This window comes from Pseudomonas sp. FSL R10-2189, assembly GCF_009600325.1.
Lineage (GTDB): Bacteria > Pseudomonadota > Gammaproteobacteria > Pseudomonadales > Pseudomonadaceae > Aquipseudomonas > Aquipseudomonas helleri.
This window is the reverse complement of sequence record NZ_WIVZ01000031.1, coordinates 1-17,845: the sequence shown is the minus strand read 5'-3', so window position 1 is coordinate 17,845 and position 17,845 is coordinate 1. Positions and strand designations below refer to the sequence as shown.

At 56.5% G+C, this 17,845-nt stretch carries 24 protein-coding genes and 1 tRNA gene; 12 read left to right on the top strand and 13 right to left on the bottom strand.

The window, feature by feature from the left end:
• Positions 1-185 precede the first annotated feature (185 nt).
• Positions 186-353 carry a hypothetical protein gene (locus GHO32_RS26505; protein WP_178113914.1) on the top strand — a complete coding sequence of 56 codons (168 nt, stop codon included), beginning with the start codon at positions 186-188 and terminating at the stop codon, positions 351-353.
• A gap of 57 nt (positions 354-410) precedes the next feature.
• Here GHO32_RS26505 and GHO32_RS19825 read toward each other — a convergent pair whose 3' ends face one another.
• Both GHO32_RS19825 and GHO32_RS19820 read right to left on the bottom strand, forming a co-directional pair.
• The gene (locus tag GHO32_RS19825) at positions 411-1,166 is read right to left on the bottom strand and encodes a TerC family protein (RefSeq protein ID WP_048368891.1); all 756 of its coding nucleotides are present in this window, start codon (positions 1,164-1,166) and stop codon (positions 411-413) included.
• Positions 1,167-1,196: 30 nt separating this feature from the next.
• Positions 1,197-1,439, bottom strand: coding sequence for a hypothetical protein (locus GHO32_RS19820; RefSeq protein WP_153336208.1), 243 nt, complete (start codon positions 1,437-1,439; stop codon positions 1,197-1,199).
• Positions 1,440-1,575: 136 nt separating this feature from the next.
• Between GHO32_RS19820 and nhaR the strand changes: the two genes are divergently transcribed.
• Complete coding sequence (gene nhaR / locus GHO32_RS19815; protein ID WP_153336207.1) at positions 1,576-2,478, top strand: transcriptional activator NhaR; 903 nt, start codon at positions 1,576-1,578, stop codon at positions 2,476-2,478.
• Here nhaR and GHO32_RS19810 read toward each other — a convergent pair whose 3' ends face one another.
• Entirely contained in the window at positions 2,479-3,633 is a 1,155-nt protein-coding gene (locus GHO32_RS19810) for an MFS transporter (RefSeq protein ID WP_153336206.1), read from the bottom strand. It abuts the gene before it with no gap.
• Between the two features lie 366 nt (positions 3,634-3,999).
• On the opposite strand from GHO32_RS19810, the gene sstT reads away from it, so the two are divergent.
• Positions 4,000-5,220, top strand: a complete 1,221-nt coding sequence (gene sstT / locus GHO32_RS19805) for a serine/threonine transporter SstT (RefSeq protein ID WP_153336205.1) — start codon at positions 4,000-4,002, stop codon at positions 5,218-5,220.
• A 66-nt stretch (positions 5,221-5,286) separates the two neighbouring features.
• On the opposite strand, the gene GHO32_RS19800 is transcribed toward sstT, so the two are convergent.
• On the bottom strand, positions 5,287-5,796 hold the full coding sequence (locus GHO32_RS19800; RefSeq protein ID WP_123750508.1) for a DUF1993 family protein: 510 nt from the start codon (positions 5,794-5,796) through the stop codon (positions 5,287-5,289).
• A 168-nt stretch (positions 5,797-5,964) separates the two neighbouring features.
• Between GHO32_RS19800 and GHO32_RS19795 the strand changes: the two genes are divergently transcribed.
• Positions 5,965-6,606 (top strand): YceH family protein, encoded by a 642-nt coding sequence (locus GHO32_RS19795; protein WP_153336204.1) that lies wholly within the window; start codon positions 5,965-5,967, stop codon positions 6,604-6,606.
• Between the two features lie 386 nt (positions 6,607-6,992).
• Positions 6,993-7,916: an LD-carboxypeptidase gene (locus tag GHO32_RS19790; protein WP_153336203.1), complete on the top strand. Its 924-nt coding sequence runs from the start codon at positions 6,993-6,995 to the stop codon at positions 7,914-7,916.
• Between the two features lie 47 nt (positions 7,917-7,963).
• Here GHO32_RS19790 and GHO32_RS19785 read toward each other — a convergent pair whose 3' ends face one another.
• A complete protein-coding gene (locus GHO32_RS19785) occupies positions 7,964-8,782 on the bottom strand; it encodes a shikimate 5-dehydrogenase (RefSeq protein ID WP_153336202.1) in 819 nt (272 codons plus the stop codon).
• 219 nt (positions 8,783-9,001) lie between these two features.
• Here GHO32_RS19785 and GHO32_RS19780 point away from each other — a divergent pair, with 219 nt between their 5' ends.
• The 3 genes from GHO32_RS19780 to GHO32_RS19770 all read left to right on the top strand — a co-directional run bounded on the left by GHO32_RS19780 (position 9,002) and on the right by GHO32_RS19770 (position 10,020).
• Complete coding sequence (locus GHO32_RS19780) at positions 9,002-9,346, top strand: hypothetical protein (protein ID WP_153336201.1); 345 nt, start codon at positions 9,002-9,004, stop codon at positions 9,344-9,346.
• Positions 9,347-9,518: 172 nt separating this feature from the next.
• On the top strand, positions 9,519-9,713 hold the full coding sequence (locus tag GHO32_RS19775) for a hypothetical protein (protein ID WP_153336200.1): 195 nt from the start codon (positions 9,519-9,521) through the stop codon (positions 9,711-9,713).
• Positions 9,714-9,825: 112 nt separating this feature from the next.
• Positions 9,826-10,020, top strand: a complete 195-nt coding sequence (locus GHO32_RS19770; protein ID WP_153336199.1) for a hypothetical protein — start codon at positions 9,826-9,828, stop codon at positions 10,018-10,020.
• On the opposite strand, the gene GHO32_RS19765 is transcribed toward GHO32_RS19770, so the two are convergent.
• Positions 9,968-10,282: an AzlD domain-containing protein gene (locus tag GHO32_RS19765; RefSeq protein ID WP_048368880.1), complete on the bottom strand. Its 315-nt coding sequence runs from the start codon at positions 10,280-10,282 to the stop codon at positions 9,968-9,970. The genes GHO32_RS19770 and GHO32_RS19765 overlap by 53 nt on opposite strands.
• The gene (locus GHO32_RS19760) at positions 10,279-10,974 is read right to left on the bottom strand and encodes an AzlC family ABC transporter permease (RefSeq protein ID WP_048368879.1); all 696 of its coding nucleotides are present in this window, start codon (positions 10,972-10,974) and stop codon (positions 10,279-10,281) included. The genes GHO32_RS19765 and GHO32_RS19760 overlap by 4 nt, the downstream gene beginning before the upstream one ends.
• 206 nt (positions 10,975-11,180) lie before the next feature.
• Between GHO32_RS19760 and GHO32_RS19755 the strand changes: the two genes are divergently transcribed.
• Positions 11,181-11,699: a Dps family protein gene (locus GHO32_RS19755; protein ID WP_123750503.1), complete on the top strand. Its 519-nt coding sequence runs from the start codon at positions 11,181-11,183 to the stop codon at positions 11,697-11,699.
• Positions 11,700-11,924: 225 nt separating this feature from the next.
• Here the strand turns inward: GHO32_RS19755 and GHO32_RS19750 are convergent, their stop codons facing one another.
• Positions 11,925-12,866, bottom strand: a complete 942-nt coding sequence (locus GHO32_RS19750) for a class I SAM-dependent methyltransferase (RefSeq protein ID WP_123750502.1) — start codon at positions 12,864-12,866, stop codon at positions 11,925-11,927.
• Between the two features lie 246 nt (positions 12,867-13,112).
• Here GHO32_RS19750 and GHO32_RS19745 point away from each other — a divergent pair, with 246 nt between their 5' ends.
• The 3 genes from GHO32_RS19745 to pbpG all read left to right on the top strand — a co-directional run bounded on the left by GHO32_RS19745 (position 13,113) and on the right by pbpG (position 15,171).
• A complete protein-coding gene (locus GHO32_RS19745; RefSeq protein ID WP_153336198.1) occupies positions 13,113-13,664 on the top strand; it encodes a DUF2975 domain-containing protein in 552 nt (183 codons plus the stop codon).
• 9 nt (positions 13,665-13,673) lie between these two features.
• Entirely contained in the window at positions 13,674-13,883 is a 210-nt protein-coding gene (locus GHO32_RS19740; RefSeq protein ID WP_153336197.1) for a helix-turn-helix transcriptional regulator, read from the top strand.
• Positions 13,884-14,232: 349 nt separating this feature from the next.
• Positions 14,233-15,171: a D-alanyl-D-alanine endopeptidase gene (gene pbpG, locus GHO32_RS19735; RefSeq protein ID WP_048368874.1), complete on the top strand. Its 939-nt coding sequence runs from the start codon at positions 14,233-14,235 to the stop codon at positions 15,169-15,171.
• A gap of 70 nt (positions 15,172-15,241) precedes the next feature.
• Here pbpG and GHO32_RS26915 read toward each other — a convergent pair whose 3' ends face one another.
• From GHO32_RS26915 to GHO32_RS19715, 5 genes are all read right to left on the bottom strand, one after another.
• A complete protein-coding gene (locus tag GHO32_RS26915) occupies positions 15,242-15,370 on the bottom strand; it encodes a hypothetical protein (RefSeq protein WP_256665494.1) in 129 nt (42 codons plus the stop codon).
• A gap of 169 nt (positions 15,371-15,539) precedes the next feature.
• Positions 15,540-16,025 carry an Hsp20 family protein gene (locus tag GHO32_RS19730; protein WP_153336196.1) on the bottom strand — a complete coding sequence of 162 codons (486 nt, stop codon included), beginning with the start codon at positions 16,023-16,025 and terminating at the stop codon, positions 15,540-15,542.
• Positions 16,026-16,137: 112 nt separating this feature from the next.
• A complete protein-coding gene (locus GHO32_RS19725) occupies positions 16,138-17,097 on the bottom strand; it encodes a tRNA-dihydrouridine synthase (RefSeq protein ID WP_153336195.1) in 960 nt (319 codons plus the stop codon).
• A gap of 63 nt (positions 17,098-17,160) precedes the next feature.
• A complete protein-coding gene (locus GHO32_RS19720; RefSeq protein ID WP_048388601.1) occupies positions 17,161-17,595 on the bottom strand; it encodes a thioesterase family protein in 435 nt (144 codons plus the stop codon).
• Between the two features lie 173 nt (positions 17,596-17,768).
• Positions 17,769-17,844: transfer RNA gene (locus tag GHO32_RS19715), tRNA-Glu, on the bottom strand.
• Position 17,845 lies beyond the last annotated feature (1 nt).

The window sequence follows — 17,845 nt, the reverse complement described above, 5'->3', positions numbered from 1 at the left end:
TCTGCCATGGTCGACGATCATAGGGCGCCAACAGGGTCTGGTATAGCCTTAAAGCACAGTGAAAGTTCCTACATAGAGCCAATCAGTTGGTGCAGCACGACCTTTGGTCAATAGACTGAAACACTGCTCAAGCTAGACTGTCATCTGAAGTGTGTTTATGCCCGTCGTGGGCAAAGGAGGCACTTATGAGCCCGACATTGACCATTATCTTGCTGATCACCGGATGGCTGGCCGTTGCCGCCGCCATGCTCTGGGGCCTGATGCGCATCAGCCGTCATCATCACCCGCACCCGCAGCCAGAACCCAAGCAAAAACCCGCCCAACCGGCCCCTGCCGCCGCCAACGCGCACTAAATGCAAAAAACCGTCCACCCTGACAAGGATGGACGGTTTTTGAGTAGCCGCCTGCGCTTACTTGGTCACGCCTGCCTGACGTTTTTCCCGAGCCCGACGCGCGAGAATGTTCAGGGTTTCTACAGTGGCGGAGAACGCCATCGCCGCATACACGTAGCCTTTTGGTACATGGGCGCCAAAACCTTCTGCGATCAGGGTCATGCCGATCATGATCAGGAACGCCAGCGCCAGCATCACCACGGTCGGGTTTTCGTTGATGAACTTGGCCAGAGGCTCCGAAGCCAGCAACATCACCATCACCGCCACTACGACCGCAATCACCATGATCGGCAAGTGCTCGGTCATACCAACCGCCGTCACGATACTGTCGATGGAGAACACCAGGTCCAGCATCAGGATCTGACCGATCGCAGCGGCAAAACCAACAGCTACTTTGGACGACACGCTCTCGGCCTTGTCCTCGGCGTCAGGGGTCATGTTGTGGTGAATTTCACTGGTGGCTTTCCAGACCAGGAACAGGCCACCGGCGATCAGAATCATGTCCTTCCAGGAGAACGCCTGCCCCAAGACTTCGAATACCGGCGTGGTCAACTGCACGATGTAAGCGATGGTGCTGAGCAAGCCCAAGCGCAGAATCAGCGCCAGGCCGATACCGATACGGCGGGCCTTGGTACGAAATTGCTCGGGCAGCTTGTTGGTCAAAATCGAGATAAAGATCAGGTTGTCGATCCCGAGCACCACTTCCATCACGATCAGCGTGGCCAGTGCAATCCAGGCCGTAGGGCTGACCGCCAGTTCTAAAAGGTATTCCATAGGTGTGTTCTGACCCTTCTGTAAGACAACTTAAATAGTGTGCGATGTTTCTTTATTTTCTTCAGCCGGTGGCTGCTGTTCAATCAAGCGCCCGCCGGTGGCATCGTTGAGCGCCTGTTCGGCCGCCTTGTGGGTGTCATCAATGGCCTGCTTGGCAGCCTCAGCGGTTTTGCTAAGCATTTGCTGTGCGGCTTTTTCCGCCTGATCACAACCGCCCATCAGCAACAAGGTGGACGCCAACAGCGCGGAATAACCTGCTTTTTGCATATTCATCGTGAAGTGCCCTCTTTAAACCTGCGGCCAACAACGTGGCCTGCGAATAACGCGCGATTTTAGAGAGGCAAACACTTCAGGAAAATTCGTATTTTTAAACGCTATACTTCGGTTTTTACGAAGTGTTGCAGATCATATGCTCAATTACCGCCAACTCCATTACTTTTGGGTCGTTGCCAAAACCGGCAGCATCGTGCGCGCCTGCGAGCAATTGAACCTGACAGCACAAACCATCAGCGGGCAAATCAGCCTGCTGGAAGACACCTACGGCCTGCCCTTGTTTCGCCGGGTCGGGCGCCAACTGGAGCTGACCGAAACCGGGCGCCAGGTGTTGCCCTATGCCGAACAGATCTTCCAGGTGGGCGCCGAGCTGGAAAGCATGCTGCGCATGGCGCCCAAGGAGCAACAGGTTATCTTGCGGGTCGGGGTTGCCGATGTGGTGCCCAAGTCGATTGTGTATCGGCTGATCGCCCCGACCATGGAGCTGGACAAACCCGTTCGCATTACCTGCCGCGAAGACAAGCTCGACCGGCTGCTGGCAGACCTGGCGATTCAACGGCTTGATTTGGTCATTTCCGACAGCCCGATGCCGTCCCATCTAGACATTAAAGGCCTAAGCCAAAAGCTTGGCGAATGTGGAATCAGTTTTTTTGCCACCGCAAGCCTCGCCCAAGCGTATGCCGAACACTTCCCGCAGAGCCTGCAAGACGCGCCCCTGCTGATCCCGGGCCCGGAAACAGTGATCCGCACGCGCCTGTTACGCTGGTTGGCCGAGTTGAAAATCCAGCCGAGAATTGTCGGTGAGTTCGATGACAGCGCGCTGATGCAGGCGTTTGGCCAATCCGGCACCGGCGTGTTTATCGCCCCCAGCGTGATCGCCGACGAAGTCATGCGCCAGTTTGACGTTGAATTGATCGGCCAGACCGAGGCCGTCACCGAATCGTTTTATGCCATTACCGTCGAGCGCAAGATCCTCCACCCCGGCATCGTGGCGATTACCGAGGGCGCGCGACGGGAACTCTTTACCGAAAACCGCTGATCAGGCGCAGACCGCCCGCGGCTTTATGGCCATCAACAACGATGCAAGGATGATCGATACCAGAATAAAACCGGCCCCGGCAAAGCCCAGGCTGCCCAGCCCGTAGGTATCAATCACATGCCCGCCAAACAGCGCGCCAAGGCCGATCCCCAGGTTAGCCCCGGCAATGTTCAACGATGCGGCAAAGGCCGGTGCCTGCGGCGCGGCTTTCATTAGCCGCACATGGCTGACCAGAAACAGCGCCGCCTGGGTCACCCCCCAAACGCCCATCGCGGCCGCCAGCCCCAGCGTGGAGTGAATGCTCGGCACCAGCGCCACCATGCCGCCAATCATGAACGCGCAAAACACCATCGACGCAATCAGCGGATGGCGGTCTACCATGCGCCCGCCCAACGAATTGCCAATCAGGCCAACAGCGCCAAAGCCCATCAAGCACCACCCCACCAGCGTGCCGTCAAACCCGGCCAGGCGCTCCAGGATATCGGCCAAATAGGTGTAGGCCGTGAACATGCCGCTGAACACCAGCACTGAGAGCACGATATGCCCGATCATCAGCGGGCTGCGCAGCAAGCCGAACTGTGAGCGCAAGGTGACACCCTCTTTGACGCCTTTAACTGCCGGCAAATACACCCACAGCAGCAAGGCCTTGGCCAGGGCGATCACGGCCAGAATTGCGAACGCACTGCGCCAGCCCCAGGCATCCGAGATCAACGTCCCGACCGGGATACCAAACACCGTCGCACAGACAATCCCGAAGCCGATCTTCGCAATTGCACGGCCCGCGTATTCAGGGCCGACAATGTTGACGGCGGTTTCGCTGGCCAGCGCCCAAAACACCGGCAAACCCAGCGCAGGCAGCAATCGCGCAAACGCCATGACCCAAATATTCGGCGCCAGCGCGGCCACGGTATTGGCGAAGGCAAACATCAGCAAAATGCCGATAAACAAGCGCTTGCGCTCAAAGCGGGCGAAGTAGGCCGTCAAAAACGGCCCTAATGCCGCCACGGTGAAGGCGAACAACGTGACCAGCAAACCGGCCTGCGACACGCTGACTTCAAGGTCACGGGCGATCGCAGGCAACAGCCCGACAATAATGAACTCGGTGGTGAGCACGGTGAAACCGGCCGCAGACAGCAGCAGGATGGGCAACAGCATGAATAACTCCAAAGACGACAACGCCAGCGAAAGCCCGAAAGGCCCGCTGATTTAAAGAAAGTGGGGGATGCGCAATGGTAACAGAATGCTTCTGCATGATGGGGAGTTGGCGTAATAGACCTACGCGCCAAGGTGCGGCAGATCGCCCTTACGTAGGAAAGCTCCTACATCTGTATGGTAAAGTCCGCCCCCCGTTCTGACCTTAGTCAGACAAGCGTGCTCTGCACGCATGACTGAATCCGCCCCTACTCTGCTTAACTCATCACGTTTAAGCGCGGCTGCTGGCCGTTATTGCCTGCCGGCTAAAGGTTGAGTCAACGCCAGAGTCGTTGAATGCGCTACCCACAACAACTAGAGACACTCCTTATGACTGATGCTCCACCTACCCTGCTGCAAACGCTCAAACGCACCAGCCTGGTGACCCAAATTGTCATCGGTCTGATTGCCGGTATTTTGCTGGCCTGGCTGGCACCTGCGGCGGCACTCTCGGTGGCTTTTGTCGGCAAGGTGTTCGTCAGCGCCCTGAAAGCCGTGGCGCCGATTTTGGTGTTTGTGCTGGTCATGGCCTCGATTGCCAACCACAAACAAGGCCAAGTCACCCACATCCGCCCAATCCTGGTGCTGTATTTGATCGGCACGTTTGCCGCAGCAGTTGTCGCCGTGATCGCCAGCACGCTGTTCCCGTCCAGCCTGATTCTGCTCACCGAAGACATCACCGTGTCCGCTCCCGGGGGCATCAGCGAGGTCTTGCAAAGCCTGCTGTTGAGCGCGGTGGACAACCCGGTCAGTGCCCTGATGAACGCCAACTTCATCGGTGTTCTGGCTTGGGCGATTGGCCTGGGCATTGCTGTTCGCCATGCGGGCGAAACCACCCGCACCGTACTCAACGACTTGTCCAACGGCGTGACCTTGATCGTGCGTGTGGTGATTCGCTTCGCGCCATTGGGCATTTTCGGTCTGGTCAGCGCGACCCTCGCCACCTCCGGTTTTGGCGCCCTGCTGGGCTACCTGCACCTGCTCACCGTGCTGATCGGCTGCATGCTGTTTGTGGCCTTGGTGGTCAACCCGCTGATCGCGTTCTGGAAGCTGCGCCGCAACCCGTACCCGCTGGTGTTCATGTGCTTGCGTGAAAGCGGGATCACCGCGTTCTTCACCCGCAGCTCGGCGGCCAACATCCCGGTCAACATGGCGTTAAGCGAACGTCTGGGTTTGCATGAAGACACCTACTCGGTGTCGATCCCATTGGGCGCGACCATCAACATGGCGGGTGCGGCCATCACCATTACCGTCTTGACGCTGGCAGCCGTGCATACGCTGGGGATTGATGTGGATGTGCCGACCGCTATTCTGCTCAGCGTGATGGCCGCCGTGTGCGCCTGTGGCGCTTCGGGTGTTGCCGGGGGGTCGCTGCTGTTGATTCCGTTGGCGTGTAGCCTGTTTGGTATCCCGAGCGAAATTGCTATGCAGGTGGTGGCGGTCGGTTTCATCATCGGCATCCTGCAGGACTCCGCTGAAACCGCACTCAACTCGTCAACCGACGTGCTGTTTACCGCTGCTGTGTGCCTGGCCGAAGAAGAACAGGCCTAGGCCTTACAAAACAGGAGCACCCGCGCAGGTGCTCCTGAGTCTGTCACGCGTGGCTTAGCGCAATGCTTAGAACGCGCCCATGTAGTCACGCTTGCCAATTTCAACGCCGTTGTGGCGCAGAATCGCGTAAGCGGTGGTCACGTGGAAGAAGAACTGCGGCAGGCCGTAGGTCAGCAGGTAAGCCTGGCCGGTGAAGCGTTTTTCTTTCGGTGTGCCCTGACGGGTGATGATTTCGATCCCTTCCTTGCCGTCGATTTGCGCAGGTGTGATGCCGTCAACAAACGCCAGCACCTTGCTGATCAGAGCTTGCAGGTCAGCAAAGGTCACTTCGCTGTCATCGTATTTAGGCAGCTCGATCTCAGCCAGACGGCCCGAAACACCTTTGGTGAAATCAACCGCGATTTGCACCTGACGCACCAGCGGGAACATGTCCGGAGCCAAGCGTGCTTGCAGGAACACACTCGGGTCAATGTTCTTGGCTGCAGCGTGAGCCTCAGCCTTGCTCAGCACACCGCTCAGGGCGTTAAGCATTTGTTTGAACACAGGAACAGAAGCAGCGTACAGAGAGATAGTCATGAAAGTCTCGACAGTCTGTGGGCGGGAAGTGAATGTGCGGCGATTATAGGCATACGCCGCGTAAGAAGCGGCTTGTCTTTTAGTCAGTGTTGAACCTATAAGGGGCGGATGACAATTGAGTGTGATCGCAACACTCTGATCTCCTTTTAAACGCACAAGGAAAGCGTGATGAGCACTGAACACGACAGCGACACCGGAGCTCGGCTTAACAGCACGGAAATCCGCATCCTCGGTTCCTTGATCGAGAAGCAGGCCACCAACCCCGAAACCTACCCCCTGACCCTCAATGCGCTGGTGCTGGCCTGCAACCAGAAAACCAGCCGCGAGCCGGTGATGAACCTGACCCAAGGCCAGGTCGGCCAGAGTTTGCGTGCGCTTGAGGGCCAGGGCTTTACCCGTTTGGTCATGGGCAGTCGCGCTGATCGTTGGGAGCACAAAGTCGACAAGGCACTGGAGCTGGTCCCGGCCCAGGTCGTTCTGCTGGGTTTGCTGTTTCTGCGCGGCCCGCAAACCCTTAACGAATTGCTCACCCGTAGTAACCGCATGCATGACTTTGAAGACACAGACCAAGTCCAGCATCAGCTCGAACGGCTGATTGCCCGTGATTTGGCGCTGCTTATTCCGCGCCAGTCGGGCCAGCGCGAAGATCGCTACACCCACGCACTGGGCGACCCTGCCGATATAGACGCAATCATTGCAGCCCGCCAGCAACCCGCCGAGCGCAGCCCTTCAGGTGTGTCCCTTGAGCGCTTTGAAGCACTCGAAGCGCGCATTGCGGCACTGGAAGCGCGTTTGAGCGAACTGGAGTAGCACCCTGCATAGCCCCCATCAGATGCCACGCCGCTCAATCAGGCATCGGGGGCTCCTATCAAACATAAAATAAGTGATTGATTCTAAAGGCCCTGTAGGAGCGAGCTTGCTCGCGATCTTTTGATCTTGATCTAAGAGCCCCCCTCACCCTAGCCCTCTCCCGAAGGAGAGGGAACCGATTGGGGGATGCTGAAGATACTCGCTGTCCTGTTTGCTGCGCGACAGCGCGGCGTCGTAGACGGGGCGGCCACTCTTATAAAAAAGCCACTCATTATCAGGAATCTTCCGGCGCGTTAAAGCGACTCGTCTTTAAATACATCCGATGATCGAGGACTAGGCTAAACACTTCATATCGTAAAACGACGGCGTCATGGAGTGCTTCAGTAATGACCTTGTGTTCAATAACACCTAAAAACCTTAAACCCGGCAGCCGGGTCGCCATCGTCTCCCCGGCCGGGGCCGTGTCTAATCCAGACCTGCTGACGCACACTCACAACATGATCATTGAGCAGGGCTATACACCTGTTTACGGTGAGTTTGCGCTCGCCAGACATGCGCATCATTACACCTATGCGGGCACGCCCGAACAACGACTAAGGGACTTGCAGTGGGCGCTGGACGACGACTCGATTGATGCCATCTGGGCGACCCGTGGCGGCTATGGCAGCGTTCAACTGCTGGAGCACATCGACCTGAGCCGTTTCGTACATAATCCCAAATGGTTAATCGGCTACTCCGACATCACCTTCTTGCAGAGCCTGCTGGCAAGGTACGGAATTGAGTCGGTACACGGCCAAAACATCATCAGCACGCCAACCCCGTCAGCCGATTCTTATCAGAATATTTTCAACCTCTTTAAAGGCATCAAACCGACGTACCAACTGGACAATAACCTGCTCAATGAACCGGGCTCGGCGTGCGCCACCCTGATTGGCGGAAACATGACCGTCGTGACCGCACTCTCTGGCACCCGCTTTAACTTCAATTACGACAACGCCATTCTGTTTCTCGAAGAAATCGGTGAGAACGCTTACTACAAGATTGACCGCTACCTTAAAAGCCTCGAACAGACAGGGGCTTTTGAAAAGATTAAAGGCCTGATTATTGGCGGCATGAAAAACATCGCGGATGACACGTCGCCGCACAGCCCCATTGCTCAATCAATCATTGCCGAACGCGTGGCCCAGTATTCCTTCCCCAAAGTGTTCGGGTTTCCCAATGGCCATATCCCGGACATGCGCCCACTGATCATCGGCGGCACCGTGAGCCTGCGTGTTGACGAAAATGGTGTGCGACTGGCGCACCTTTAAGCGCTAAGCGCCATAAAGGCCGAATCTCGGCCTTTATGGCTCAACCATCAACTGCGTGCAAACGCCACGGCCGCCTGGAACTGCTCTGGGGTTGGGCGCACGCCGGTGTACAGGGTAAATTGCTCAACCGCCTGGATGGCAATCACTTCCAGGCCCGTAATGACCCGTTTGCCTTGCTCACGGCCACGAATAATCATCGGCGTTTCGACGGGGATCGCTACCACATCAAACAGGATCTCGGCCTGATCGATCGCCTCAGCGGCAAACGCCAGATCATCTGCCTCAGCACCGCCCGCCATGCCAACCGGGGTAACGTTGATGAGCATTTGCGGCCGCTGCTGACCCAGTTCGGCCTGCCATGAGTAGCCGAGGTTTTTCGCCAGCGCAGAACCCGTGACTTCGTTACGGGCCACGATCACGCCATTGTGATACCCGCCATCGCGCAAGGCCGAAGCCACGGCCTTGGCCATGCCGCCGCTGCCGCTCAAGGCGAACGTAGTGTCCTTGGCAACCTGGTGATCACGCAGCAATTGCGCAATGGCGATGTAGTCCGTGTTGTAAGCCTTCAGGTGTCCGTCGGTATTAACGATGGTGTTGATCGACTGAATGGCCTGCGCCGAGGCGTCCAGTTCGTCGACCAGCGCAATACTCGCCTCCTTGAAGGGCATCGACACCCCGCAACCGCGAATACCAAAAGCCCGGATCCCGGTAATGGCCCCGGCGAGGTCTTTGGGGCTGAAGGCTTTGTAGTAAAAGTTCAGGCCCAACTGCTCGTACAGATGATTATGAAAACGCAGTCCGAAATTCCCGGGTCTGCCTGACATTGATATGCACAGCCGGGTGTCTTTGTTCGGATTCATTTGCATGTTCATCTCCTCGTGCTTTCGGATATACGGCTCAAGCCGCCGCGATAAATTTGCAGGATCATAGACCTCGCTGAAACGTGTCAGCGAGCCCAAGACCTTACACAAACTTTACCGAAACATTTTGCAATTTTTTCTAAAAAGATTGTCTCAATGTTATCCCCGCTATTTCATATGGCCTGGTGCAGGCCAAGACGCGGGGTTGAAACCAGAGGAATCGTCATGATGCGTACCTTCCCCAAAGTTGCTTTGCTGATCGGCGCCCTGGCTGTCGCTGGCCAGGCATCCGCCCATGGCGGTTGGGGTGCTGGCCCGGCGCTACTTGGCGCAGTGGTCGGTGCTACGGTTGTTGGCTCGATAGTCGCCAGCCAACAGCGCCCGGTTTACGTTGAACACCCGGTCTATGTGCAACCACAACCGGTTTATGTGCAGGCACCTCCGGTGTACTACCAGGCGCAGCCAGTTTACGTACAACCACAACCGGTTTATGCACCCGCCTATTACGGCCGACCACAACCGGTGTACTACGGCCCGCCCCGCGGTTATTACGGCCCACCACGCTGGTAATCGCAGTCAACACCCCAGCGGCAAGCTTGTTCAGTTGCCGCCAGGTTTGAATTGAGGTTGCGATTGTCACGCACTGGACACAGTATTGGCTGAAACTACGGCATCAGCATGCACACACTTTGAACGCTCTGGCCGTGACACTTCGCACACTATAAAAACAAGGACGACCTGTATGCCGACACAAAACCCGCACCGCACTGTAGGGCTGTGCACTTCCAGCAAGGTCTACAACACGCTGACCGAACTCAAACAGCTTGAAGGCCACCGCACCGCCAAGCTGGTTGCACTGCTGGCCCAACACCTGGTCAGCCAGGGTTTGCTGAGTGACCATGAAGTGATGCAGATGCTTGATCAAGTTGTCGACTAGACTGCGTAGAAACAACCTCACCCGCATCAATGGCGACTATCACGCGTAATGATTTTTTACGCATGGGCCCAAGCCTTAAAGTGGCGCCATTGTTTGATAGCAGGAGGTTCCTATGCCAAAGGTCCATATCATGTCGGTTGTCGGCAGCGCAGTCCCCGAACCGCTTCGCGCGGACGGTCTGCTGGCGTGCTGGTATGTGGTCATTGACGGTGTTCCCGTCAGCGGCCCGTTCAAATCACGCGCCGCAGCGCAAGTTATAGCCACCAACGAAACAGATAGAACAACGCCACACTTAACACGACACTGAGCAACACATTGCGGGTCCAGAGCATCAGCCCTATCGCACACACAGCCGCCAGCAGGTACGGGTTGGTGGGGCTCAGATCAAGGGTGTGATCCTTGATAAAAATGATCGGCCCGCAAATCGCCGTTAACATGCCTGGCACCGCAAACCCCAGAAACTCACGAACCCCGCGATTCAAGCGAATCGGCAAGCGCGGCTCGAGAAACAGATAGCGGTTAAAAAACAGAATCAGCGTCATCCCGCCAATAATCAGCCATACCGTCATGCGAAGTACGCTCCTAGTCGTTTGCACAGATACCCGACGGTCATACCCGCCAACCCCGCCAGCACAATTGCCGACTCCCATTGCCAATAACTGAACAGCACCACGCTCAATAACGAGACGGCGACGCAAATCAGCGTTGGCACATTGCGCACAATCGGCGTGATCAGGGCAATGAACGTTGCGGCAATCGAGAACTCCAGCCCCAACTGATCCAGCCCCGGAATACTTTTACCGACAATCACCCCCAGGCAGGTAAACAGGTTCCAGCCCACATACATGCACAAGCCAACGCCCAAGGCATACCAGCGGTTGAAGGTTTTTTGGTCATACGGGCTGACCAACGCAAAAAACTCATCGGTCAACAAAAAGCCAAGGCTGGCACGCCACTTGGCCTCCATGGGCGCGACGATGGGGCGCAAATGCATGGCATAGAGGATGTGTTGCGAAGTCAGTAGCAGCGTGGTGATCAAAATGGACAGCGCACTGGCGCCCCCTTTGATCATGCCAATGGCCACCAATTGAGCCGCCCCGGCAAACACAAAAAGCGACAGCCCTTGGGCTTGCATCGGTGTCAATTGCGCATCAATCGCCGTCGAACCGGCTAAAAGCCCCCAGGGCGCGCACGCCAGCGTCAAGGGCAGACAAGCAATCGCGCCACGAGTAAAAGCGACGCGAGGAAGCGAAGTAGGCATCAAAAAACATCCCGGCAGTAAGCAGCGACAAAGGGTCGCAACTTGATCAATGAAAGTCTTGAACGATCTTGCTCTTCGTCAGGTCGTAACGTTTAGCCGCCCTTATTGAGCAGCCCGGCGGGTTTGACGAACCACTGTTCGTGGTCTTTAGTCAGCCCCACTATTCATTCGTTTAAGCCTATTCACAGCCAACACGAGGAACGACCATGAAAGACCTGAAATCCGCCAAGGAAAGCAGAAAGGCCGATCTGCGGACACCTTCGGCGCTGAGCGAAGAAGCACGCATCAACATTGCTGCAGAAGTGAATGCATTGCTCGCCGACACGTTCGCCATTTACATGAAAACCAAGAACTTCCACTGGCACATGTCCGGCCCGCACTTCCGTGACTTCCACCTGCTGCTGGATGAGCAATCTGATCAGATTTTTGCCACCACCGATGCCATTGCCGAGCGCGTGCGCAAGCTGGGGCGCACCACAATCCGCTCGATCGGGCATATCAAAAAGCTTCAGCGCCTGCTGGACAACGATGCTGATTTCGTGACCCCGGAAGACATGCTGGCCGAATTGCGCGAAGACAACATCCAGCTGGCCGCCTACATGCGCGCCACCCACGAGCTGTGCTCTGAGTCGGGTGACGTGGCCACCACCAGCCTGCTCGAAAACTGGATCGACGAAGCCGAACGCCGCGTCTGGTTCCTGTTTGAGTCGTCGCGCACTCGCTAACATGTGAGCCGCAGGAGGCCACCGTCCTCGCCGATATTCCCTCTCCTTCGGGCGAGGGAATATCAGATCAAAAGATCGCGAGACAAGCTCGCTCCTACAGGGCCTGCAGATTCAGCCGGGCTCATGAATTTTGTTTCACGGTGGTCACAACAGACGACTTGTATAGTGACCCCGCTCATTCAATGAACCTTGGCCCGCACTCTCCCGCGGGCTTTTTTTTGCCTGTCACACGCCTTGCTTGAACACCAGTGCTTTCAGCCCGCACTCAGGATCGGCATCCGGAAACTCCGGCGGGTTTTCCAGCCGTTGCTCAAAGCGCAGGCTCGGCGCCTCGGCGGTCACGCCATTGATCAAAAATTCGGAGCCCAGCGAAGGATCGTTCATGCACGCCAGTACCGTGCCGTTTTCAGTGAGCAATTCCGGCAAGCGCCGCAGCACGCGCTGGTAATCCTTGGTCAGCAAAAAACTGCCCTTCTGGAACGAAGGCGGGTCGATGATGACCACATCGTAAGGCCCCAGGCTTTTGACCTTCCCCCAGGACTTGAACAACTCATGCCCAAGGAAGCTCACCTTGCCGGTGTCATGCCCGTTTAACCGGTGATTGTCCCGGCCACGGCTCAGGGCCGCACGTGACATGTCGAGGTTCACCACATGCTCGGCGCCGCCTTCAATGGCCGCGACAGAAAACCCGCAGGTGTAGGCAAACAGATTCAACACCCGCTTACCCTCAGTATTCTCCCGCACCCAGTTACGGCCATAACGCATATCCAGAAACAGCCCGTTGTTCTGCTTACGGCCCAGGTCCACCTGATAACGCAACCCGCCTTCGGTGAGCGTCCACTCGTCCACCGGCTCACCCGCCAGCCATTCAGTATCACTTTGCAATGTGTAGCGATGCTGCATCACCAGCGTGTGGGCGCCACAGGCCTGCCACACCGGCGACTGCACAATCGTCAACAGCATCTGCTTCAGAGCTTCAAGCTGGGCAGGCTCCGGCTCTTTAAACAACGAGACCAACACCACACCTTGCAGCCAGTCCACCGTCAACTGCTCCAGGCTCGGCCAGCAGCGGCCGCGCCCATGGAAGATACGCCGTGTTTCAGCCGGCGCAGTCTCCAGGGCGGTGATTAAGTGCAGGTGCAAAGTGGTTAACGCTTCAGGGGTCATCAGGCTGGCCGGTCAATTTCAAAGGCCGGCATTTTACACAATTGCGCAGTGGCACTTAAGCAACACGCCCCTGCCCTGGGCACAGGTCGACAACGCAGCTTTCGAGCTGCGTTCAGTCGTCACGAAATTATCGTTTTACAATCATTTATTATCGATTTACGATACACCCACTGCACAGACCTACCCGGAAGGACTGCGCAGCCTCCGGACACTTAAATCGATGACTACGCACAAAAGGATTGTTCGATGACAACAGATCTCTTGGCCAATCGCAGCCGGGTCCTGGCAACCGCCACATTGGTACTGGTGGTCAGCATGCTGCTGGCCAATATCGCTTACTGGATTTTCCCTGACGCACTCGGCAGTTTTATGGGCGGCTTCAACTTGACCGCGATGATTGGCCAACTGAACGCCAACATCTCGCTCATGCCTTGGTGGCAAGCGGCTGGCGGGATCGTCCTGTCCAGTATCCCGCTGCTGATACTGGCAAAAGGCTTACTGGCACTGCGCAGCCTGTTTCTGGCCTACAGCAAAGGCGAATACTTTTCGTCAGAGTCGGCAGACCTGCTGGGTAAAGTGGGCATGAGCGTGTTGCTCTGGGTACTGGCCAGCCTGGTGCTGACACCGGTGATGAGTGTATGGATCACCTTCACCCGACCTGTGGGGGAACGGTTGCTCAGCATAAACTTTGAGCCGTCACATATTGTTGCGTTTTTTCTCTCAGCCTCTCTTATGATCATCGCTCGCAGCTTGTCCAACGCGTGTTCGTTGGCAAGAGAGAATGAGCAGTTTGTCTAAGAGGGCACGATGCCGATAGCCATAAAACTGGACGTCATGCTGGCCACACGCAAGATGAAGTCCAAAGACCTCGCGCAAATGATCGGGATAACCGAACAGAACCTTTCACTGCTCAAGCAAGGAAAAGTCAAAGGCATAAGGCTGGCCACCCTCGAAGCCATCTGTGCCGCTCTGGATTGCCAACCCGGGGACTTGCTGCATTTTCAACCGGAGCCCTAACCCGCCCCTCCTTGGCACCTAAACTGCAAAACGCCCATGAGCCTGACACCTCATGGGCGTTTTGCGTTTTAAAGCCCTTTGATTCCCCGTTGCAAGGTCTGTTCAGCCAGCCAACAGCATTGCGCTGCTAGGCTCGTGCGATGCACGCTTCACGGGCGTGTGAAGCAGCAAAATCCTCACCGGCACGGCGCACAATATCCAGGCTCACCTACCGCGTGAAATTTCTCTGCTAACCCCCTGCAAATACAGGCATTTCTAACGTTATTAATCCATACTCCAAAAATGTAACGCTATATGTATACCAACGGTTGCCGTTCAGAATTCCCTAACCATCATTGAGTCAATCTGCGTGAAAATTCATCTTTCGATTTTGAGCCTATTTTTAGTTCTGACAGGCACAGCCGCTCCTTCAATCGCCGCAGCGACGGAAGGCACCATGTCCCCCCGGGACATGTCGAAACTGCACATTGCTTCTGGCAGCGCGCTGCTGATCGACCTGCAAACCAATAAAGTCATTTACGCCAGCAACCCGGACGTGGTCGTGCCCATCGCATCGGTTTCCAAACTGATGACCGCGATGGTGGTGCTGGACGCCAAGCAATCGATGGACGAGTACATCTCGGTCAACATCAGCGACACCCCGGAAATGAAAGGCGTGTTCTCGCGGGTCAAGCTGGGCAGTGAGTTGTCACGCCACGAAATGATGCTGATCACCTTGATGTCCTCAGAAAACCGCGCGGCGGCCAGCCTGGCGCACCACTACCCGGGCGGCTATGTGAAGTTTATTGCCGCCATGAACGCCAAGGCCAAGAGCCTGGGCATGATGCACACCCATTACGTTGAACCCACCGGCCTGTCGCCGCGCAACGTTTCGACGGCTCGCGACCTGAGCAAGCTGCTCGCCGCCGCGCGCCACTACCCGATGCTCAGCCAGTTGAGTACTACCAAAGAAAAATCGGTGACGTTCCGCAAACCCAACTACACCCTGGGCTTTCACAACACCGACCATTTGATCAACAAAGACAAATGGAACATCAAGATCACTAAAACCGGCTTCACCAATCAGGCAGGCCATTGTCTGGTGCTGGTGACCGAAATGGGCAATCGCCCCGTGTCATTGGTCATTCTGGATGCATTCGGCAAATACACTCACTTTGCCGATGCCGGGCGTATCCGTAACTGGGTTGAAACCGGCAAAGCCAGCAGCGTGCCTGACGTAGCGCTGCGCTATAAAGCCGACAAAAACCTGCAACAGCATCAACCTAAAACGGCGCATGTCGCCGAGTAACACGGCACTCGCTAAAGAACAGGCACCTGCCCCGGGGAGAGAGTCGGAGCAAGTGCCTGTGTGTTGCCCGTTAACGCTTGGGTGAAGGCTTGGGTGTTTTCTTGATGGTTTCGACGGTGGTTTCTTTCGGGCGGCGCTTGGCCTCCTCCAACGGAATAAACAGACCTGTTTCTGAATCACGTGCGCGTTTGTTTTTCATCTAAAGCTCCAGTCAATGCCCCGATGTTGAGGCCTGTCTTGGCAGACTAGTTGAAGCTTTGGGCCCTTTCGGGCGATAGAAACACGCGCTTGCAGATCCGTTGCAATCTCCCCCTCCTCCTGCAAAAAAGAACCCCGCCTATAAGACGGGGTTCCAGCACCGACTCACATCAGTTTTGCAGAGCAGGCTGTTGATCCCCACTATTGATCGGGATGCGTTTGGCTTTTGCTTCTTCGGGCACCACCCGCTGCAGGTCGATGCTCAGCAAGCCATTTCTCAAGTTCGCGTTTTTGATCTCGATATGGTCATCGAGGCGGAAGGACAGTTTGAATGCCCGTTGCGCGATACCCTGATGCAAGTAGGTCACGCCTGATGCTGGTTTTTCAGCGCTGCTTTCGGTGTTGTCACCGAAGGTTTCACGTTTGCTGCCGCTGACGCTCAACACACCTTTTTCAACTTGCAGGTCCAGATCATTCTGGGTGAACCCTGCCGCCGCGATCACGATGCGATAGCTGTCATCACCGTGCTTTTCAACGTTGTAGGGTGGATAGCCAGCGCTGGAGTCGTTACGCAGCGCGGTTTCAAACAGATCACTAAAACGGTCAAAACCGACAGAATTACGGAACAGTGGCGCCAGAGAAAATGCAGTGTTCATAATTTAGCCTCCTGATTTCAGCGAGATTTTGTCTTCGCGACCCGGTTTCGGCATCGCTTAACCCCTAAGTAGGGATCAGCAAAATCATTTCAAGAGGCTTTTTTGAAATTTTTTACGCGCCTTCCACAGGCGGGTTGTTGACCAGATGCCGAACCTTTTCACAGTCGGTTTCGCGGCGCATGGCATTGAACAGCACCACGGCTTCAGGGTAGTTGCGCGTCAACATGGCCAACCACTGCTTGAGCCGCCCCGGCGCCGAACGCGGCGTCAGTTGCGCCTCAGCTTGCGCCCAGAAGTCGCGGATCATCGGTTGTAAATCCGCCCAGGTCATTTCAACCACCTCTTCGCCTGCCCGCGCAGCAGCGATTTGCCGGGCAAGGTCCGGGCGCGACACCAGACCGCGACCGAGCATGATGTCTTCAGCCCCGCTGATTTCGCGGCAACGGCGCCAGTCTTCAACCGACCAGATATCGCCATTGGCAAACACCGGCACCTTGACCACCTCTTGCACCTGGGCGATGTACTCCCAATGCGCTGGCGGCTTGTAGCCGTCCATTTTCGTCCGCGCATGCACCACGATCTGGCTGGCGCCCCCCTCTGCCAGGGCAATCGCGCATTCATTGGCGCTGTCAGGCGTATCGAAGCCCAGGCGCATCTTGGCCGTCACCGGGATATGCGCAGGCACCGTACGGCGCACCTGCAGCAAAATCGCATGCAGCAGCTCAGGCTCTTTGAGCAGCACCGCACCGCCACGGGACTTGTTCACGGTCTTGGCCGGGCAGCCAAAGTTGAGGTCGATGACCTCGCTGCCCAATTGGCAGGCCAGCGCCGCGTTGTCCGCCAGACACGCCGGGTCAGAACCCAGCAGTTGCACGCGCAAGGGTACGCCAGCACGGGTTTTGGCACCGTGTTGCAGCTCAGGGGCGAACTTGTGGATATAGGCTTCGGGCAACAGCCGTTCAGTGACCCGAATAAATTCGGTCACACACCAATCAATACCGCCGGTGCGGGTCAGGACATCACGCAGGATGTTGTCGACCAACCCCTCCATCGGCGCCAAAGCAATTTGCATGGGTGACTCTCATAAAAAAACGTGCGGCAGTTTACGGGGTTATGTGACCAATCGGTATCTTGATCAGGGCGCCACGACCGCCGAACCGTAGCCTTCCAGAAACTCCGGCGGCAGGCGTTTGGGCTTGCCCGTCGACAGTTCGATACAGACAAACGTGGTTTGCGCGCGCAGCAAGGTCGCGCCATCACTTGGCCGGATCAATTGAAAGTGCCGGGTCAGACGCAGGCGCTTGTCAAAATCGACAATCCACGTCGCGAGCTGCAGCTCATCCCCTTCATAGGCGCTGGCCAGATAATCGATTTCGTGGCGCGCCACCGCCATGGCCCGGTCGAGCCTGCGGTATTCGGTCAAATCCAGCCCAAGGCGCTGGGAGTGGCGCCAGGCGCAGCGCTCCAGCCAAACCACATAGGCGGCGTTATTGGCATGGCCAAAACCGTCGATGTCTTCGCTCTGCACCTGCAGATCAATGATGAACGGCGTCGCCAGATCCCAATTCATGCCTGTCTCCCTGCCTACAAATAAAGCGCGCAGTGTAACGCACCCGATCTGCGCTGAGGCAGGCCCGGACTGATAGCAAAGATAAAAGGAATGGAAATGGCCGAACGCCAGACAAACAAAAGGGCCATTCAATAAATGAATGACCCTTAAAAATCCCGCAGAGCGGGTAATCGTGGCGTCCCCTAGGGGACTCGAACCCCTGTTACCGCCGTGAAAGGGCGGTGTCCTAGGCCACTAGACGAAGGGGACA

Excerpts from the sequence above, each read along its gene's own strand:
- GHO32_RS26505 (WP_178113914.1), top strand. The coding sequence starts at position 186 with ATGAGCCCGACATTGACCATTATCTTGCTGATCACCGGATGGCTGGCC.
- GHO32_RS19825 (WP_048368891.1), bottom strand. The coding sequence starts at position 1,166 with ATGGAATACCTTTTAGAACTGGCGGTCAGCCCTACGGCCTGGATTGCA.
- GHO32_RS19820 (WP_153336208.1), bottom strand. The coding sequence starts at position 1,439 with ATGAATATGCAAAAAGCAGGTTATTCCGCGCTGTTGGCGTCCACCTTG.
- nhaR (WP_153336207.1), top strand. The coding sequence starts at position 1,576 with ATGCTCAATTACCGCCAACTCCATTACTTTTGGGTCGTTGCCAAAACC.
- GHO32_RS19810 (WP_153336206.1), bottom strand. The coding sequence starts at position 3,633 with ATGCTGTTGCCCATCCTGCTGCTGTCTGCGGCCGGTTTCACCGTGCTC.
- sstT (WP_153336205.1), top strand. The coding sequence starts at position 4,000 with ATGACTGATGCTCCACCTACCCTGCTGCAAACGCTCAAACGCACCAGC.
- GHO32_RS19800 (WP_123750508.1), bottom strand. The coding sequence starts at position 5,796 with ATGACTATCTCTCTGTACGCTGCTTCTGTTCCTGTGTTCAAACAAATG.
- GHO32_RS19795 (WP_153336204.1), top strand. The coding sequence starts at position 5,965 with ATGAGCACTGAACACGACAGCGACACCGGAGCTCGGCTTAACAGCACG.
- GHO32_RS19790 (WP_153336203.1), top strand. The coding sequence starts at position 6,993 with ATGACCTTGTGTTCAATAACACCTAAAAACCTTAAACCCGGCAGCCGG.
- GHO32_RS19785 (WP_153336202.1), bottom strand. The coding sequence starts at position 8,782 with ATGCAAATGAATCCGAACAAAGACACCCGGCTGTGCATATCAATGTCA.
- GHO32_RS19780 (WP_153336201.1), top strand. The coding sequence starts at position 9,002 with ATGATGCGTACCTTCCCCAAAGTTGCTTTGCTGATCGGCGCCCTGGCT.
- GHO32_RS19775 (WP_153336200.1), top strand. The coding sequence starts at position 9,519 with ATGCCGACACAAAACCCGCACCGCACTGTAGGGCTGTGCACTTCCAGC.
- GHO32_RS19770 (WP_153336199.1), top strand. The coding sequence starts at position 9,826 with ATGCCAAAGGTCCATATCATGTCGGTTGTCGGCAGCGCAGTCCCCGAA.
- GHO32_RS19765 (WP_048368880.1), bottom strand. The coding sequence starts at position 10,282 with ATGACGGTATGGCTGATTATTGGCGGGATGACGCTGATTCTGTTTTTT.
- GHO32_RS19760 (WP_048368879.1), bottom strand. The coding sequence starts at position 10,974 with ATGCCTACTTCGCTTCCTCGCGTCGCTTTTACTCGTGGCGCGATTGCT.
- GHO32_RS19755 (WP_123750503.1), top strand. The coding sequence starts at position 11,181 with ATGAAAGACCTGAAATCCGCCAAGGAAAGCAGAAAGGCCGATCTGCGG.
- GHO32_RS19750 (WP_123750502.1), bottom strand. The coding sequence starts at position 12,866 with ATGACCCCTGAAGCGTTAACCACTTTGCACCTGCACTTAATCACCGCC.
- GHO32_RS19745 (WP_153336198.1), top strand. The coding sequence starts at position 13,113 with ATGACAACAGATCTCTTGGCCAATCGCAGCCGGGTCCTGGCAACCGCC.
- GHO32_RS19740 (WP_153336197.1), top strand. The coding sequence starts at position 13,674 with ATGCCGATAGCCATAAAACTGGACGTCATGCTGGCCACACGCAAGATG.
- GHO32_RS26915 (WP_256665494.1), bottom strand. The coding sequence starts at position 15,370 with ATGAAAAACAAACGCGCACGTGATTCAGAAACAGGTCTGTTTATTCCG.
- GHO32_RS19730 (WP_153336196.1), bottom strand. The coding sequence starts at position 16,025 with ATGAACACTGCATTTTCTCTGGCGCCACTGTTCCGTAATTCTGTCGGT.
- GHO32_RS19725 (WP_153336195.1), bottom strand. The coding sequence starts at position 17,097 with ATGCAAATTGCTTTGGCGCCGATGGAGGGGTTGGTCGACAACATCCTG.
- GHO32_RS19720 (WP_048388601.1), bottom strand. The coding sequence starts at position 17,595 with ATGAATTGGGATCTGGCGACGCCGTTCATCATTGATCTGCAGGTGCAG.